Annotated in this window: 14 protein-coding genes; 9 read left to right on the top strand and 5 right to left on the bottom strand. The window is 67.7% G+C overall.

Features of this window, described 5'->3' with window-relative positions; genetic code table 11:
* The first annotated feature begins 58 nt into the window (after positions 1-58).
* Positions 59-2,107, top strand: a complete 2,049-nt coding sequence (locus OHB24_RS02710; protein WP_327637321.1) for a M4 family metallopeptidase — start codon at positions 59-61, stop codon at positions 2,105-2,107.
* Between the two features lie 85 nt (positions 2,108-2,192).
* A complete protein-coding gene (locus OHB24_RS02705) occupies positions 2,193-3,608 on the top strand; it encodes a M28 family metallopeptidase (protein ID WP_327637320.1) in 1,416 nt (471 codons plus the stop codon).
* On the opposite strand, the gene OHB24_RS02700 is transcribed toward OHB24_RS02705, so the two are convergent.
* A complete protein-coding gene (locus OHB24_RS02700) occupies positions 3,605-4,117 on the bottom strand; it encodes a hypothetical protein (protein WP_327637319.1) in 513 nt (170 codons plus the stop codon). The genes OHB24_RS02705 and OHB24_RS02700 overlap by 4 nt on opposite strands.
* A gap of 64 nt (positions 4,118-4,181) precedes the next feature.
* Positions 4,182-5,336: a phosphotransferase gene (locus OHB24_RS02695; RefSeq protein ID WP_327637318.1), complete on the bottom strand. Its 1,155-nt coding sequence runs from the start codon at positions 5,334-5,336 to the stop codon at positions 4,182-4,184.
* A gap of 53 nt (positions 5,337-5,389) precedes the next feature.
* On the opposite strand from OHB24_RS02695, the gene OHB24_RS02690 reads away from it, so the two are divergent.
* The gene (locus tag OHB24_RS02690) at positions 5,390-5,833 is read left to right on the top strand and encodes a MarR family winged helix-turn-helix transcriptional regulator (RefSeq protein WP_327637317.1); all 444 of its coding nucleotides are present in this window, start codon (positions 5,390-5,392) and stop codon (positions 5,831-5,833) included.
* A gap of 856 nt (positions 5,834-6,689) precedes the next feature.
* On the opposite strand, the gene trhA is transcribed toward OHB24_RS02690, so the two are convergent.
* Positions 6,690-7,385, bottom strand: a complete 696-nt coding sequence (trhA, locus tag OHB24_RS02685) for a PAQR family membrane homeostasis protein TrhA (protein ID WP_327637316.1) — start codon at positions 7,383-7,385, stop codon at positions 6,690-6,692.
* 258 nt (positions 7,386-7,643) lie between these two features.
* Here trhA and OHB24_RS02680 point away from each other — a divergent pair, with 258 nt between their 5' ends.
* From OHB24_RS02680 to OHB24_RS02670, 3 genes are all read left to right on the top strand, one after another.
* Positions 7,644-8,423, top strand: coding sequence for an isoprenyl transferase (locus tag OHB24_RS02680; RefSeq protein WP_327637315.1), 780 nt, complete (start codon positions 7,644-7,646; stop codon positions 8,421-8,423).
* A gap of 1,449 nt (positions 8,424-9,872) precedes the next feature.
* A complete protein-coding gene (locus tag OHB24_RS02675) occupies positions 9,873-11,204 on the top strand; it encodes a PhoH family protein (protein ID WP_327637314.1) in 1,332 nt (443 codons plus the stop codon).
* A gap of 172 nt (positions 11,205-11,376) precedes the next feature.
* Positions 11,377-12,078: a hypothetical protein gene (locus OHB24_RS02670; protein ID WP_327637313.1), complete on the top strand. Its 702-nt coding sequence runs from the start codon at positions 11,377-11,379 to the stop codon at positions 12,076-12,078.
* A gap of 30 nt (positions 12,079-12,108) precedes the next feature.
* Here the strand turns inward: OHB24_RS02670 and OHB24_RS02665 are convergent, their stop codons facing one another.
* On the bottom strand, positions 12,109-12,993 hold the full coding sequence (locus OHB24_RS02665) for a hypothetical protein (protein WP_327637312.1): 885 nt from the start codon (positions 12,991-12,993) through the stop codon (positions 12,109-12,111).
* A gap of 251 nt (positions 12,994-13,244) precedes the next feature.
* On the opposite strand from OHB24_RS02665, the gene OHB24_RS02660 reads away from it, so the two are divergent.
* Positions 13,245-13,889 carry a hypothetical protein gene (locus OHB24_RS02660; protein WP_327637311.1) on the top strand — a complete coding sequence of 215 codons (645 nt, stop codon included), beginning with the start codon at positions 13,245-13,247 and terminating at the stop codon, positions 13,887-13,889.
* Here OHB24_RS02660 and OHB24_RS02655 read toward each other — a convergent pair.
* On the bottom strand, positions 13,874-14,251 hold the full coding sequence (locus OHB24_RS02655) for a DUF3224 domain-containing protein (protein WP_327637310.1): 378 nt from the start codon (positions 14,249-14,251) through the stop codon (positions 13,874-13,876). The two genes, OHB24_RS02660 and OHB24_RS02655, sit on opposite strands and share 16 nt — an antisense overlap.
* 84 nt (positions 14,252-14,335) lie before the next feature.
* Here OHB24_RS02655 and OHB24_RS02650 point away from each other — a divergent pair, with 84 nt between their 5' ends.
* Both OHB24_RS02650 and OHB24_RS02645 read left to right on the top strand, forming a co-directional pair.
* A complete protein-coding gene (locus OHB24_RS02650; protein ID WP_327637309.1) occupies positions 14,336-15,739 on the top strand; it encodes a class II fumarate hydratase in 1,404 nt (467 codons plus the stop codon).
* An 8-nt stretch (positions 15,740-15,747) separates the two neighbouring features.
* Entirely contained in the window at positions 15,748-16,428 is a 681-nt protein-coding gene (locus OHB24_RS02645) for a DUF402 domain-containing protein (protein ID WP_327637308.1), read from the top strand.
* Positions 16,429-16,471: the final 43 nt, after the last annotated feature.

The following is a 16,471-nucleotide window of genomic DNA, read 5'->3' as shown; positions in this document are numbered from 1 at the left end:
AACAGCGACCACACCGTGAGGAGATGTTGTCTTGAAACGACTGACATCAGCAGGGGCGGTGGCCATAGTCGCGGCAGCGGGTCTTGCCACGACGTTCACCGCTTCGAACGCGGGTGCCGCCGACCGGACGGCTCCGCTCCCGGCATCCGGCTTCAACCAGCCGGCAGCCGTTCAGGCCGAACAGGCGCTGACCGCGCAGACGGCCGCCGCTCTCGGCCTTGGCACCGGCGAGCAGCTCAAGGTCCGCGACGTGGTCAAGGACGCGGACGGCACCGAGTACGTCCGCTACGACCGTACCTTCAACGGCCTCAAGGTCGTCGGAGGCGACCTGATCGTCAAGCGCAAGGGCGAGTCGGTCGGGCAGGTCACGTACAACCGCGGCGCCAAATCGGTCGCCGTCGCCACCAAGCCGACTCTGTCCCAGTCGGCGGCGCTCACCAAGGGCGCGCAGGCGGCCAAGTTCAAGGCCACCGGCAACAAGGGTGCGTTGGTCGTCTTCGTGACGCCGAGCAAGCCCGTCCTCGCGTACGAGGTGGTGACCACCGGTGTGAAGGCCGACCAGACCCCGTCGGTGCTGCACTCGTTCGTCGACGCCAAGTCCGGTGCCGTGCTGGCGCAGGACGACGAGGTCAAGACCGGTACCGGCAACTCGATGTACTCCGGCACCGTCAGCATCGGTACGTCGGGCAGCTTCACGATGACCGACCCGACCCGCGGCGGCAACTACACCACGGACCTGAACGGCTCGACCTCCGGTAACGGCACGACGTTCACCGACGCCGACGACACCTGGGGTACCGGCGCCGCGTCGAACCGCCAGACCGCCGGTGTGGACGCGCACTACGGTTCGCAGCTGACCTGGGACTACTACAAGAACGTCCACGGTCGCAACGGCATCTTCAACAACGGTCAGGGCGCGCGCTCGCGCACGCACTACGGCAACGCCTACGTGAACGCGTTCTGGGACGGCACCCAGATGACGTACGGCGACGGCAGCGGCAACACCCACCCGCTGACGTCGATCGACGTGGCCGGTCACGAGATGAGCCACGGCGTCACCGAGGCGACCGCGAACCTGGACTACTCCGGCGACGCGGGCGGCCTGAACGAGGCGACGTCCGACATCTTCGGTACGGCGGTGGAGTTCTCCGCCAACAACTCGTCCGACCCGGGTGACTACCTGATCGGCGAGAAGATCAACATCAACGGCAACGGCACGCCGCTGCGCTACATGGACAAGCCCTCGAAGGACGGCCGCAGCGTGGACTGCTGGTCGACCAGCACCGGTGGCCTGGACCCGCACTACTCGTCCGGCCCGCTGAACCACTGGTTCTACCTGGCGTCGGAAGGCACCGGGAGCAAGGTCATCGGCGGCGTGACGCACAGCAGCACCGCCTGCAACGGCGCCACCATCACCGGCATCGGCCGCGACGTGGCCGCCAAGGTCTGGTACCGCACGCTGAGCACCAAGCTGAGCTCGGGCAGCACCTACAAGGACGCCCGTGAGGGTGCGATCAACTCCGCGAAGGAGCTGTACGGCGCGGACTCGGCGCAGTGCAAGGGCATCGAGGCCGCGTTCACCGGCATCTCGGTCCCGGCCGGCGCGGCCGCCTGCGGCGGTGGCACCGACCCGGAGCCGCCGACCGGCGACAACCTGCTGCAGAACCCGGGCTTCGAGTCCGGCGCGGTGAACTGGACCGGCACCTCGGGCCCGATCACCAACAACACCGGTCGCCCGGCGCGGACCGGCACCTGGAAGCTGTGGCTGCAGGGCAACGGTCGTTCCACCACCGAGAACGTCGGCCAGTCGGTCGCGATCCCGGCCTCGGCGACCGCCGCCACCCTGTCGTTCTGGATCCGGATCGACACCGCCGAGACGACTGGCTCGACGGTGTACGACACGGCGAAGGTACAGGTCGTCGACGGGTCGACCACGACCACGCTGGCGACGTACTCGAACCTGAACAAGAACACGTCGTACGTCCAGAAGACGCTCAACGTGACGCAGTACAAGGGAAAGACCGTCACAGTGAAGTTCGTCGGCCAGGAGGACTCCTCCCTGCAGACCAGCTTCGTCATCGACGACACGTCCCTGACCGCGAGCTGAGCTCACGGTGAATCGTCCGGGGCGTGCGAGGCCTTCCGCCCAGGCCCGCGCGCCCCGGATTTCCTTTGCCCGAAGGAGGTCCACCATGCGCAAGTCCCTTGTCCCTGGACTCGGCGTAGTGCTCGTCGCTGCCACACTGCTTGCCACCGGCAACAGCGCGGTCGCGGCCGACTCGCCCGATATCTCTGTCACCAACACCAAGGCCCATCTGGACCAGTTGCAGTCCATTGCCACCAGCAACGGCGGTAACCGGTACACCGGCCGGGCCGGGTACAAGGCTTCGGCCGACTATGTGAAGGCCAAGCTGGACGCGGCCGGGTACACCACGACCCTGCAGTCGTTCAGCACCTCGGCTGGTACGTCGTACAACGTGATCGCGGAATGGCCGCACGGCGACGCGACCCATGTGGTGATGGCCGGCTCGCACCTGGACAGCGTCAGTTCCGGTCCGGGAATCAACGACAACGGCTCTGGTAGCGCCGGCGTACTCGAAACCGCACTTGCTTACGCTGCCAGTGGTCAGACGCCCAAGAACCGGCTGCGGTTCGGGTTCTGGGGTGCCGAGGAGCTCGGGCTGCTCGGGTCGAAGTACTACGTGAACAACTTGCCCGCCGCCGAGCGGGACAAGATCGAGCTTTACCTGAACTTCGACATGATCGCGTCGCCGAACCCGGGGTACTTCGTATACGACGACAACCCGGCCGGCAACGGCGCCCGTGACGACCTGGTGACGTACTTCACCGGCAAGAGCGTGCAGACCGAGTTCATCGACGTCCAGGGCCGCTCGGACCACGCGGCGTTCCGTTCGTTGGGGATTCCAACGGCCGGTACGTTCTCCGGCGCCGAGGGCACCAAGACGTCCGCCCAGGCGACGAAGTGGGGAGGTACTGCAGGCCAGGCGTACGACCCGTGCTACCACCGGTCGTGCGACAACATCAACAACCTGGACCTGACCTCGCTGGACCGCCAGATCGATGCCATCGGCCACATGATCTGGACGTACGCGCAGAAGGACTACACCGGCGGGCCGCCCCCGACCGGCGACAACCTGCTGCAGAACCCGGGTTTCGAGTCCGGTGCGGCGAACTGGACCGGGACGACCGGTGTCATCACCAACAGCACGTCACGCCCGGCGCACGCCGGTTCGTACAAGGCGTGGTTGCAGGGGAACGGCCGCAGCACTACCGAGAACATCGGGCAGTCGGTCGCAATCCCCGGTACGGCGACAGCGGCGGCGTTGTCGTTGTGGATCCGGATCGACACCGCTGAGACCACGGGCTCCACGGTGTACGACACGGTCAAGGTGCAGATCGTCGACGGGTCCACCGCGACCACGCTGGCGACGTACTCGAACCTGAACAAGAGCACGTCGTACGTGCAGAAAACGCTGAATGTCACGCAGTACAAGGGAAAGACGGTCACGGTGAAGTTCGTCGGCCAGGAGGATTCCTCCCTGCAGACGAGCTTCGTGATCGACGACGTAGCCCTGACCGCGAGCTAGATCTGCTTGCAGAGCTTGCCCGGCGGGATGGCGGCTTCGGTGAGCAGTTGAGTCACCGGGGCCGCCAGCGGCTTCACCTTCGGGTCCTCGATGCGCGCGGTGCGGCCGTTCGCCGAGACCGCGACGATCATGTCGTCGGGGTGCTTCGTGGCCGGCTTGCCCGCGACCAGGCTCGCCCAGTCGACCTGCTGAGCGGCCGTGGTGATGGTCGTCAGCAGGCTCGGATCGAGCTTGCACCGAATGGTTTCCTTGCCGCGCTTGCTCACGGTCGCGACGCCGTCGGTGCCGATCTGCACCTGGTCGTCGAAACCCGCGAACCCACCGGTTCTGGACACGGTGAGCGGCAGACCGGTACCCACCGGCGTCGACTGCGTCACCGACGCCGTCGGCAGGGTCGGGGCGGTGGGCGACGGGGTGCTTGGGCTTCCGGCGCCGGATTCGCTTCCGCATCCGGTCAGCACGAAGCTTGCGATGACGGTTGCTGCTGCGTATCTGCTCAGGTTCCTCACGCATCATGGATACCCGTTAGGACGCAGTTCGTTGCAGCTGTGACACGACTGAAATGTGATCGCGTCAAACGACAGGGGAAACCAGGTCGACCAGCACACGGGTCAGCTGGACCCGCTGCTCGAACAGCTCCAGTGGAGCGTTGGGCGTGCCGAACATCTCCAACGGCAGCGCGGTGAACGTCGCCCGGATCAGCAGCGACCCCAGGTACCCGTAGAGAACCTCCTCCTCGGTGACCTGCAGGCCGTCCGCTGCGAGACCCTCCTGGAACCCCTTCAAGATCACCTTGTGTACTGCGGGCAACGCCTCCGGCGCGAGCTCGCCCGCGTGGGCCAGTCCGATCAGCAACTGCCCCAGATCGAACCCGACCGCCTGCGGGCAGTCGAACCCCCAGTCGATCGCCACGAACTCGTCCGGACTGTCATGCGGAACCAGCAGGTTCTGCGGGCTCGCATCCCCGTGCTGGTAGCACTGCGGCAACGCCTCGAGTGCGTCGAGTACGGCGGGGACGCGCTCGCCCAGTGCGAGCAGGTCGTCCCGTAGACGGTGGTCGCCCAGGTGACAGACCGCTGCGCTCAGCAGTGGGTGCCGCCAGGTCTCCGGGTCGGTCAGCGCCGGTAGCGCCGACTTCATGACGCGGCCGCCGGCGTAGTACCTCAGCGCCGTACCGGGGGTGCTGGAGACGACCCGGTCGAGCAGGGGCTCTACGAGATGGGGTTGCCGGCGAGCTGACAACCGGCCGAGCAGGTACGCCGCCCGCTCGAAGCGGTCCATCGGCCACGGGCCCCATTCCTGGATGACGTTCTCCATCCACAGGGTCGCGCGGTCGTCGTCGTACACGTCCATCCGGTAGGCGTGCGCCAGTCGTAGGCCCGGCGGCATCAGGTCGCCGACGCCGCTCTGGTGGACGGCGATCTCCAACTGCCAGGGCATGTAGTCGATGAAGCTCTGCCGGAACTCCACGGGCACGAGCTCGATGATCGGGGAGTGCCGGACGGACTGCAGCTTCTTCACGAAGCACGACCAGTCGGCGCCGTCGAGCGTCGTACCGAAGACGCGCTGCAGCGACTCGGTGCTCGGCGTACCGATCGGGTAGTCGACAGGTTCGACCCGGACCGCGCCCGCGACGGCCGCCGGATCCCCGGTGATCGTCCGCACGAGCGCGGCCAGGTCCTCCTCCCCCAACGCGTCCCGGCCCAATGGTTCCAGTCCGGTGATCATGTTCCCCCCACGGAAGTAAAGTCACCTTACTGATGTGATAGTAAAGTTGCTTTATGACTTCCGTCAACGACGATCCCCGGGTCGGGGCCGATCACATCGCCGCGCTGCTCGGGCTGGCGCTGCGACGGATCCGGTCGGAGATCCTGGCCACGTCCGAGGAACAGTTCCCCGGACTCCGGGTCTCGCACTACCGCCTGCTCGAACTGATCCCGCCCGACGGCGCCCGGATCACCGACCTGGCGGAGATCGCGACGATGACCAAACAGGGCCTCGGCCAGCACGTCGACTACCTGCAGAAACTCGGCTACACCGAGTCCGCCCGCCTCCCCGCCGACCGCCGAGTCCGCCTGGTCCGCCGTACGCCGCTCGGCGACGAAGCAGTCGCCTTCAGCCGAGCCGCCATCGCCCGAGTAGAACAATCCTGGTCCACCCAACTAGGCCCCACCCGCTACACCCACCTCCGCCAAACCCTCCACCAACTAGGCACCACCCCGTAACCACCCCGCTCGCGGAACAAATGTTGCACCTGGTGGCAGAAAAGTTCCGCAGTGCCGAGCTGGATCGCACCGGGGACAGGAGATGGGGTCCGGGGACAAGCAATTGCCTATCCCCAGACCCCGCCGGTGTCTCCGGTGGTCGCCCGGCGTAGAGCGTTCCCGCCTTCGGCGCGGCTGCCTGTCGGCCGGCTCCGCCGGTGCGCGGATGTATGGATGAGCGCGGGTGCAAGGTGGGCGGATGTGCGCTCGGTGGGGCTGTTTGCGGAACAAATGTTGCACCCGGTGGCAGAAAAGTTCCGCAGTACCGAGCTGGATCGCACTGGGGACAGGAGATGGGCTCCGGGCACAAGCAATTGCCTATCCCAGACCCCATGGGGTGTCTCCGGTGGGCGCCGGCGTAGACCGGTCACGCCTTCGGCGCGGCTGTTTGTTGGCCGGCCTCGCCGGCGCGCGGGATGTGTTGATGAGCGCGGGTGGTAGGCGGACGGATGTGCGTTCGGTCGGGGTGCTCCGCCGGGTGAATGCCGAGTCGGCCGGGGCTGTTTGCGGAACATTTGTTGCAGCTGGTGGCAGAAATGTTCCGCACAACAAGGCTGGATCGCGCCGGGGACAGGGGATGGGGTCGGGGGACAGGCTATTGCTTGTTCCTGGACCCCGCCGGGTGTCTCCGGTGGGCGCTTGGCGTAGAGCGGTCACGCCTTCGGCGCGGCTGTTTGTGGCCGGCTTCGCCGGGGCGCGGGGTGTTCGACGGGCGCGGGTGCTTGGCGGGCAGATGTGCACCGGCTCCTGGGGCTGGGGACAAGCTATTGCTTGTTCACAGGCCCCGCGCGGGGGCGGGCGTGGGCCCCGGCGGGGGTTAGCCGGCGTGGTAGGTGGCGATGCTTACGGCTATGTAGTGGCAGATGAAGGCGGCGACTGTGAAGGCGTGGAAGATTTCGTGGAAGCCGAACCAGCGGGGGGACGGGTTGGGGCGCTTGGTGCCGTAGACGACGGCGCCGATCGAGTACAGGCCGCCGCCGACGGCGATCAGGGTGACGACCGCCGCGCCGCCGGCGTGGTAGATGTCGCCCATCCAGAAGATCGCGACCCAGCCCAGCGCCAGGTACAGCGGGGTGTAGATCCAGCGTGGCGCGCTGAGCCAGAAGATCCGGAACAGGATGCCGAGCGCCGCGCCGCCCCACGCCAGACTGAGCATCAGCAGCCGGTCGTTGCCGTGCAGCAGCACCATGCCGAGGGGCGTGTAGGTGCCGGCGATCAGCAGGAAGATGTTGCTGTGGTCGAGCCGGCGCAGGATCGCCTCGCCGGTCGGGCCCCAGTAGAAGCGGTGGTACAGCGCGGAGATGCCGAACAGCAGCATCGATCCGGCGGTGTAGACCGCGGCCGCCCAGCGTGCGTTCGCGTGCGGTGCGAGGCAGATCAGCACGATGCCGGCGGCGGTGGCCAACGGGAACGTACCGGCGTGCAACCACCCGCGGAGCTTGGGCTTGAGCGGGCCCAGTCGCCCGGAGAGCTGGTGACCGAGTTCCTGGGGCTGTGCGCTGGAAGCGGTCATCGCCGTCCTTTCGGGGTTCTCCGGGCGGTCCATACCTACGCAACCGTAACCTACGCAACCGTAGGTTCAATGGTTCAGAAGGATGAAATGTAGGCGAAGTCACCCGGGTGGTGCAGCACGCCCACGTTTACGATGCACGAACTTCGAAGAAAGTTCGACCTTTCTGGCAGCTTTCTGTGAGCCACTCCAGGGCCTCTCGTGCCGGGCGTTTCTGGGCTAGCCTCGTGACCGAGAGTCTTCGAGGAGAGCACCCTGCCCATGCGGACACCTGGCAAGCAGAAGCTGCGCGACGCGGTCTACGGCCTGTACGAGCGGCGGCTGACCCGATCGCTGTCGCCGGACCGGATCCCGCGGCACATCGGGGTCATCATCGACGGTAACCGGCGCTGGGCCCGCCAGGTCGGCGACCCGGTGTCGCGCGGCCACGAGGCCGGGGCGAACAAGATCTCCGAGTTCCTGAACTGGTGCGACGGCGTCGGCGTCAAGGTGGTCACGGTGTGGATGCTGTCCACCGACAACCTGACGCGCCCGGCCGACGAGCTGGAGCCGCTGCTGCGGATCATCGAGCAGTCGGTCGAGGAGCTGACCGCGATCGGCCGCTACCGGATCCACCCGGTCGGCGCGCTCGACCTGCTGCCCGGCACCACCGCCGAGGCGCTGAAAGCGGCGGAGACGGACACCCAGGACGTCCAGGGCATGCTCGTCAACGTCGCCGTCGGGTACGGCGGACGTCGCGAGCTCGCCGACGCGGTCCGCTCGCTCCTCCTCGAGGAGGCCGCGAAGGGCATCTCCATCGAGGAGTTGGCCGACCGCGTGGACGTGGAGCACATCGCGCGGCACCTCTACACCAAGGGCCAGCCCGACCCCGATCTGGTCATCCGGACGTCGGGTGAGCAGCGCCTGGGCGGGTTCCTGCTCTGGCAGAGCGCGCTGAGTGAGTTCTACTTCTGCGAGGCGCTCTGGCCGGACTTCCGTCATGTCGACTTCCTCCGCGCCATCCGAAGCTACGCGCAACGCGAGCGCCGCTTCGGGACGTGAGCTGCACGGCCGGCGGAGTTCCTCGGCCGCAGCGTGTACAGGTGGTGCGACGCCTGAGGTAGTACGCGTACGTCGCCACGCCCAGCGCCGTACCCCACAGGATCCAGAGGATGCCGGGGCCGTTGATGGCCCACAGGTCGCCGCGGAGTGGCGCTTGGGTGTTCATCAGGCCGGCTGGGATCAGTACGACGGCGACGATCGAGGCCGGGATGATGGCGAGGCGAGGCGGGACGCGCCGGCCCGCCTTGAACCAGATCCAGCGGGGGTAGATCTCGCCCCACCGGTGCACCAGGCCGTGCGTGAGGACGCCTCCGCCCAGGCCCATCACAGCCAGCCCGAGGCCCATCTCGAGCATGCCGGGCGTGTCGGCCATCATCTGGTGGAACTCGTCGGTGATGCCGACCGGCCGGCCGAGGTACCAGGCGATCCGGGTGAACTCGTACGGCAGGTTCGCTCCCACGGCGACCGCGACCGCCCACTTGCCCCACCGGAGCGCGGCCTCCGGTCGCATCCAGGCCGGATCGTGGGAGCCCCGGCCGCACGAGACGCAGGCGTTGCGGCTGCGCCGGTGGTAGGCGAGCGCGGTCGCCGCCCAGAGCAGGCCGCCGACGAACAGGATGATCAGGTTCACGCGGTGCCAGTACAGGATGTCGCCGACGCCGTCCTGCGGCCCCGGTACGCCGGTGAACGCGAACACGATCAGCGCCGGGGCCATGGCGACCACCGCGATCAGCGTGTAGTCGGGGATGACGAGCGCGAGGCCGACGGCGAGTACGGCGGCGATCACCTGCAGGATCGTTCCGCGCGCCCTGGTCCGGGTCATCACGAGCGCGAGTACGGCGCCGCCGAGCCCGATCGCCGCCATCACGGGAGCGACCACGTGGACCGGCGTACCTTCCAGGATCGACGAAGAGGACTGATCGTCGGCGACCCGCGCGAACGGGTAGCCGGCGCCGCCGAAGGCCCAGTAGAGCCCGAGTACGCCGTACACGAGGGACCAGAGCGCGGTCGCGTACCCGGTCCACGTCGGCCAGTTCTTCGTCATGCACCGAGCCTCGCCCGGCGACTCGCCGTACCGGATCACCCGGCGGAGGGACGCGACTCCCCCGGGTGGGGGGAAGGCGTAACACCGTGTTAACCCCGTGGCCGGGCGTGTCGGGCTGCGCAGTTTGCAGGAGGCTCCTACCCTGACATTGACGGTCGGAGGGGAAGCCGGCTGTCACGGGAGGCCCGATCAGTTTGAGAATCTCGATCCAGCCGGTTGCCCCATGAGGGGCCGAACGGAGTACCCGAGACCTCAGGTCTCGAGCTCGCTGATCGCCGTTGCCGCTCGCGCGGCGGCACGGACGGGGTCAACACCGGACCCCGAGGGCGGAACCCGACCCATCACCTAACCACTGGCGGGCCGGGGCGAGGGTGTACGTCACGGCCTAGAAGAGGACGTGCGACATGGCCATCCACGCCAAGGCGTCAAGTACCTCATCAACACCGGACCAGCGCACCTTCGTGCTGGACACCTCGGTGCTCCTCTCCGACCCGCATGCGTTACTGCGGTTCGACGAGCACGAGGTGGTCGTCCCGGTGGTCGTCGTCACCGAATTGGAGGCCAAACGGCATCACCCGGAACTCGGCTACTTCGCACGTACGGCGTTACGCCTGCTCGATGAGCTCCGGATACTGCACGGACGACTGGACGCGCCCCTGCCAGTGGGGGAGAAGGGTGGAACTCTCCGGGTCGAACTGAACCACACCGACCCGGAGACCTTGCCGGCTGGTTTCCGGCTCGGCGACAACGACAGCCGGATCCTTGCCGTGGCCTGCAACTTCATGGCCGAGGGCAAGGACGTCACGCTGGTCTCGAAGGACCTGCCGATGCGGGTCAAGGCGTCGGCCTGCGGCCTGGTCGCCGAGGAGTACCGCGCCGAGCTGACGCTCGAGTCCGGGTGGACCGGTATGGCGGAGCTCGAGGTCGAGACGCACGTCGTCGACGACCTGTACGAGAACGGCTCGGTCGAGCTGACGGAGGCTGGGGAGTTCCCGACCCATACCGGGCTGGTGATGCTGTCCGACCGCGGCAGCGCGCTCGGCCGGGTGATGCCGGACAAGCGGATCCGGCTGGTCCGGGGCGACCGGGAGGCGTTCGGGATCCGCGGCCGCTCCGCGGAGCAGCGGGTCGCGCTCGATCTGCTGCTGGACCCTGACGTCGGGATCATCTCGCTCGGCGGTCGCGCCGGTACGGGTAAGTCCGCGCTCGCGCTGTGCGCCGGCCTGGAGTCGGTGATGGAGCGCCGCCAGCACAAGAAGGTGATCGTCTTCCGGCCGCTGTTCGCGGTCGGCGGGCAGGAGCTCGGGTATCTGCCGGGCAGCGAGGCCGAGAAGATGGGGCCGTGGGCGCAGGCCGTGTACGACACGCTCGGCGCGCTGACCAGCAGTGACGTGATCGACGAGGTGATCGACCGGGGCATGCTCGAGGTGCTGCCGCTGACCCACATCCGCGGGCGGTCGCTGCACGACGCGTTCGTGATCGTCGACGAGGCGCAGTCGCTGGAGCGGAACGTGCTGCTCACGGTGCTGTCGCGGGTCGGTGCCAACTCGCGGGTGGTGCTCACCCACGACGTGGCCCAGCGGGACAACCTGCGGGTCGGCCGGCACGACGGTGTGGTCGCGGTGGTCGAGCAGTTGAAGGGGCACCCGCTGTTCGCGCACGTCACCTTGACCCGCTCGGAGCGGTCGCCGATCGCGGCGCTGGTCACCGAGATGCTCGACGACCTGCAGTTGTAAGGAGTGTTCGTACGGTTAGGTAATAAGCGTCTGTAAAGCAAAGGTAAGAACGGTGCGGTCGCCACGCGGCGACCGCACCGTTCGTCCGTGACCTGCTTGTGATCACGGACGGTTTACGCCAGAGTATGTTCTCGTTGCAGCCGACGGGGGTCGGGTTTTCTCGGAAGGACAGATGAAAGCGAAGCGCTCCGTCGCGATTCTCGCAGTGACCGGGATCGCCGTGGTTTCCGTTGTCGCCGGTATCGACCTCTTCAGCTCTCCTGGGAGCAGTAGTGCGTCGGAGAAGGTGTCCGGGCGGGCCGAGATGGCCGTGCTGAACAGTGGGAAGGCCATCCCTTCCGCGACCACACCGTCGGCCAAGCCGCAGTCGGCCGCCGAGATCGCCGCCGAGGCGGTCCGGATGCGGAACCAGGTCGAGGCCGTCGAGCAGCAGCGCACTGCCCTGCAGGACGCGGCCACGGTGAAGATGAAGGCCAAGAACGCCGCTTTGCTTCGCTATCAGGCACTGCGCGAGGCCCAGCGCTCGTCGAGCGAGGAGCGGGCCAGCCGGGACGCCGAGCGGAAGAAGTACGAGGGCACGCCGAAGGAGGTCGCGATGAACCTCCTCCCCGACCACGGCTGGAGCCAGAGCCAGTTCAGCTGCCTGGAGAAGCTCTGGAACAAGGAGTCCCGCTGGAAGGTCAGCGCGGACAACCCGACGTCGACGGCGTACGGCATCCCGCAGGCGCTCCCCGGCAACCGGATGGCGGCGTACGGCAAGGACTGGCGGACCAACCCGGTCACTCAGATCAAGTGGGGCCTCGACTACATCGAAGCCACGTACGGCTCCCCCTGCAGCGCTTGGGGCCACTCCCAGGCCAAGGGCTGGTACTGACCCGTCAGGTTGCGTCCGAAGATCTGAGGGTTATCGCCCACAGATCTTCGGACGTTGTGGTTCTGGGCGCCAGCCGCAGGACATGAGGAGATCGGCTACCTGGCCCATGTAGTGATCTGGGGTCAGGCGGAGGCCGATCACCGGGATCCGGAGGACTCGATCGTTGCCGATCGTGAGTTCGTTCTGCCGGCTGGCGTCGGCCATGGCCTGCTCGGCCTCCAGGTGGTGGAGTCCTTCGATCTCCACGACAGCGCCGTACGGCGTCCACGCGGAGTCCACGTGGTAGACGCCGTTCCTGCCCCGTCGCAGGGTTTGCCGATCCGGTTCCGGAAGGCCGTAGTCACGGCACAGGCGGGCGAACTCGAGCTCACCGATCGACTGTGCGCCTTTGGCCAGGTCGGAAAGTACCTGACGTATCAGGCCGCGCCGGCGATGTCGCCGTACTGCGGAGAATGCTGTGGCCAGAGCCTCGGGGGTGGTGATCCGCTGTTGCACCGACATCGCGAGCACGAGGGCGGCCTGCCGATCCGAACGTGCCCAGAGGGCGGCTCTGACGGCGGCGATCGGTGGCCGGACGCGTGGCAGGCCGACCTGGACCAGATCCCCCGGCTGCCGGCGGCGCGTTTCATGGACGACGACGTCGCGTGGCCGGCGCGGCCGCGACGATTTTGGCGTGGACACGTGCAGGACGTCGGCGAACCCGCGCAAACCTGCCGCGCGGAGTGCCGACGAGCCGTCGAGCGCAGCACCGGGTCCGACTTCGAAGATCGCCGACCACCAGGTCGCCAACTCCGACAGCTCGCCCGTATGCGTCGCGATGGTCTGCCGCCGGTGCGCCGCCCAGCGCCGCGCCCGCAGTTCCGCGGTGACCTGCCAACGGCTGACTCCCAGTCCAACGAGTTGAGATCTGGACACGACGCCACCCTGCCCGGCGGCCAACCTGTGGGCCTCGTCCCGCAGCTGCCGACGCCTGCGGCGCGCCACGCAATGCCCGCACTGTCCTGTTCCTGTACATCTGCTGTCCGTCACGTCGACAACGTGCCGCGAACCCACCCCTCTCCCACAGGCCAGTTTCCTTTCTGTGGAGAACTCACCCTTACGTCCGAAGGTCTGAGGGCGATCACCCACAGATCTTCGGACGTAACGAGGTAGGGGAGGATGTTCGCGTGACGGAGTTGGCGCGGGCGCGCAGTGAGCGTGGCGAGTTGGTGCTGCGCCGACGCGACGACGGGGCACTGGAGTTGCGGGTCAACGGCGTCTTCGTGATGGACGACCAGGAGACGTCCAGCGAGGAGCTGCTGGCGTCCGCTGCGCTGGAGGCGGTGCGTCACCCTGACCGGGTGCTTGTCGGTGGCCTGGGACTTGGGTACACGGTCCGTGCGCTGCTGGCCGACTCCCGCCTCGGTCAGGTGATTGTCGCGGAGATCGAGCCGGACGTGGTGTCCTGGATGCGCTCAGGCCTGGTCCCGTCGATCCTGGACGACGCTCGGGTCGGTGTGGTCGTCGGTGACGTGCGGGCTGTCGTCACGGACCTCCCCGCGGCGTCCGTCGACGCCATCTTGCTCGACGTCGACAACGGCCCGGACTTCCTTGTCTACAACGAGAACTCGGCCATCTACTCGTCCGGATTCCTGATCACATGCCGCACCAAGCTCCGCCCCGGCGGCGCGCTGACCATCTGGTCTTCGTCCGCGTCAGCCGCCCTGGAAGCAGCCGTCAGCGCGGTCTTCGGCACTTGCGACGTCACACCCGTCCCGGTCGAACTACAGGGCCGCCCCGAGCTGTACTACGTCTATCAGGGCAGCTCGTAGTCCACAGTGACGCGGGCGCCCTGCTCGTCGTGCTCGTAGACGATCGTGCCGGTCAGCCCGGCCAGGTCGCCCTCCGCGGCGACGATCCGGCCCGGTGACGACGTCTCGTCGGCAGTCGCACCGTGCAGCATCACGAACGAACCCTTCCGCCCGCCCAGCGCTCCGGTGAACCGCTCGACCGCGGTGTACGCCGCCGGACCGTCGGTCGTCCCCACCATCAACAGCTCGGCCGCGCTTGTGCCGTCGAGATCGTTGCCGGTGAACGTCTTTCCCACCGTCGCGCGGCCGAGCTGGATCGTGCCCTCCTCGTCGTACGCCGCCTGGTCCCACTGGGTGATCTCGAACGTCTGGGTGAACTTCATCCCGTTGCCCCTCCCGTTGTGTCGTTGTCCACAGCTTGTCTATCAGGGCGTTCCGACAGCGGCGATCGACGTACTCTTTTTGGTATGGGTGATGACGCGGAGTTCAGGATCGAGCACGACACGATGGGCGAGGTCAAGGTGCCTCGGGACGCGTTGTGGCGGGCGCAGACGCAGCGCGCGGTGGAGAACTTCCCGATCTCCGGGCGGCCGCTGGCGCCGGAGCTCGTGCACGCGCTTGCGCAGATCAAGGCCTCGGCCGCGGTCGTGAACGCCTCGCTCGGGGTGCTCGACGCGGACCGGTCGGCCGCGATCGTGGCCGCCGCGGACCAGGTGGCCGCGGGGGAGTTCGACGCGGAGTTCCCGATCGACGTCTTCCAGACTGGTTCGGGTACGTCGACGAACATGAACGCCAACGAGGTCCTGGCCACCCTCGCCACCCGCTCGCTCGGCGCGGACGTGCACCCGAACGATCACGTCAACGCGTCGCAGTCCAGCAACGACACCTTCCCGTCGGCGATCCACGTGGCGGCCACGGCCGGTGTGGTTCAGGAGCTGCTGCCGGCGCTGGAGCACCTCGCGGATTCCCTGTCCCGTAAGGGATCCGAGTTCGCCGATGTGGTGAAGTCCGGGCGGACGCACCTGATGGACGCGACCCCGGTGACACTCGGCCAGGAGTTCAACGGCTACGCGCAGCAGATCCGCCGCGGTGCCGCGCGTGTGCGGGCGACGCTCCCGCGGGTCGCCGAACTGCCGCTGGGCGGGACGGCGGTCGGGACCGGGATCAACACGCCACCCGGGTTCGCGGCCGCGGTGATCACCGAGCTGAACCGCCGGACCGGGCTGGAGCTGACCGAGGCCGAGGACCACTTCGAGGCGCAGGGCGCGCGTGACGGGCTGGTCGAGCTCTCCGGGCAGCTGAAGACGATTGCGGTCAGTCTGACGAAGATCTGCAACGACCTGCGCTGGATGGGTTCCGGGCCGCGGGCCGGCCTCGGCGAGATCGCGCTGCCGGACCTGCAACCCGGGTCGAGCATCATGCCGGGCAAGGTGAACCCGGTGATCTGCGAGGCGACGTTGATGGTCGCCGCCCAGGTGATCGGCAACGACACGACGATCACCGTGGCCGGTGCCGGAGGCAACTTCGAGCTGAACGTGATGCTGCCCGTCATCGCGCGCAACCTGCTCGAATCCATCAGCCTGCTGGCGAACAGCTCGCGCCTGCTCGCCGACCGCTGCGTCGACGGCATCACGGCGAACGTCGACCACGCCCGCGCGCTGGCCGAGTCGTCACCGTCGATCGTGACCCCGCTGAACCGCTACATCGGGTACGAGAACGCGGCCGCCGTCGCCAAGAGTGCTTTGAAACAAGGGAAAACGATCCGTGAGGTCGTGATCGAGAACGGTCACGTCGAGAAGGGAGACCTGACCGAGGAGCAGCTGGACGCGGCCCTCGACGTACTGTCCATGACCCGGCCGGCACAGTCGTGACCCAGGGCATGACCCAGGGAGTGACGGAGTACTGGGAGCCGGGTACGACGATCGAGTGGGTGTACGAGGGCACCGGAAAGCACGCGGACAAGCCGAACGTGCGGCCGATGACGGTCGTGCGTGACGACGCGGACGGGCTGGTCGCCTGGCTCGCGCCGGGGACGCCGCTGCTCAAACCGGTGCTCACCGACGGACGCGAGACACGACAGGCCGGGCCGGTCGCGATGTTCACCGCGGACCGGGTGCTGAAGCTCGACATCTGGCACGGGACCGGGATCCTCAAGGTGTCACCGCCCGGGAAGCCGTGGTCCGTCTGGTACTTCTGGGGCGCGGACGGGACCTTCCGCGGGTGGTACGTGAATCTCGAGCGTGAGCATGTGCGCGACTGGGCTTCCCGGCGTACCAGCACCGTCGATCATGTGCTCGACCTCTGGATCAACCCGGACCGCAGCATCGACTGGAAGGACGAGGACGAGTTGGAGGGCGCTGTCACCGCCGGGCGCTTCACCGCGGCCGAGGCGGAGCGGATCGTCGCCGACGCGCACGCCGCGATCCGTGACATCGAGGCCTGGACGTCGCCGTTCTCCGACGACTGGCAGTCCTGGTCCGCGCCGCCGGACTGGCGACTGCCCGTCGCGCCGACAACCCACCAGCCCGACCTGATCGCGGAGGAGCTCCACAGCGCCTGAGAAGAGCGGCTGACAACACAGGTGGGTCACGGGCGGGTCCAAC

The organism is Kribbella sp. NBC_00482 (assembly GCF_036013725.1).
GTDB lineage: Bacteria > Actinomycetota > Actinomycetes > Propionibacteriales > Kribbellaceae > Kribbella.
The sequence above is the reverse complement of the archived record's forward strand: the minus strand, read 5'-3'. Positions and strand labels throughout refer to the sequence as shown.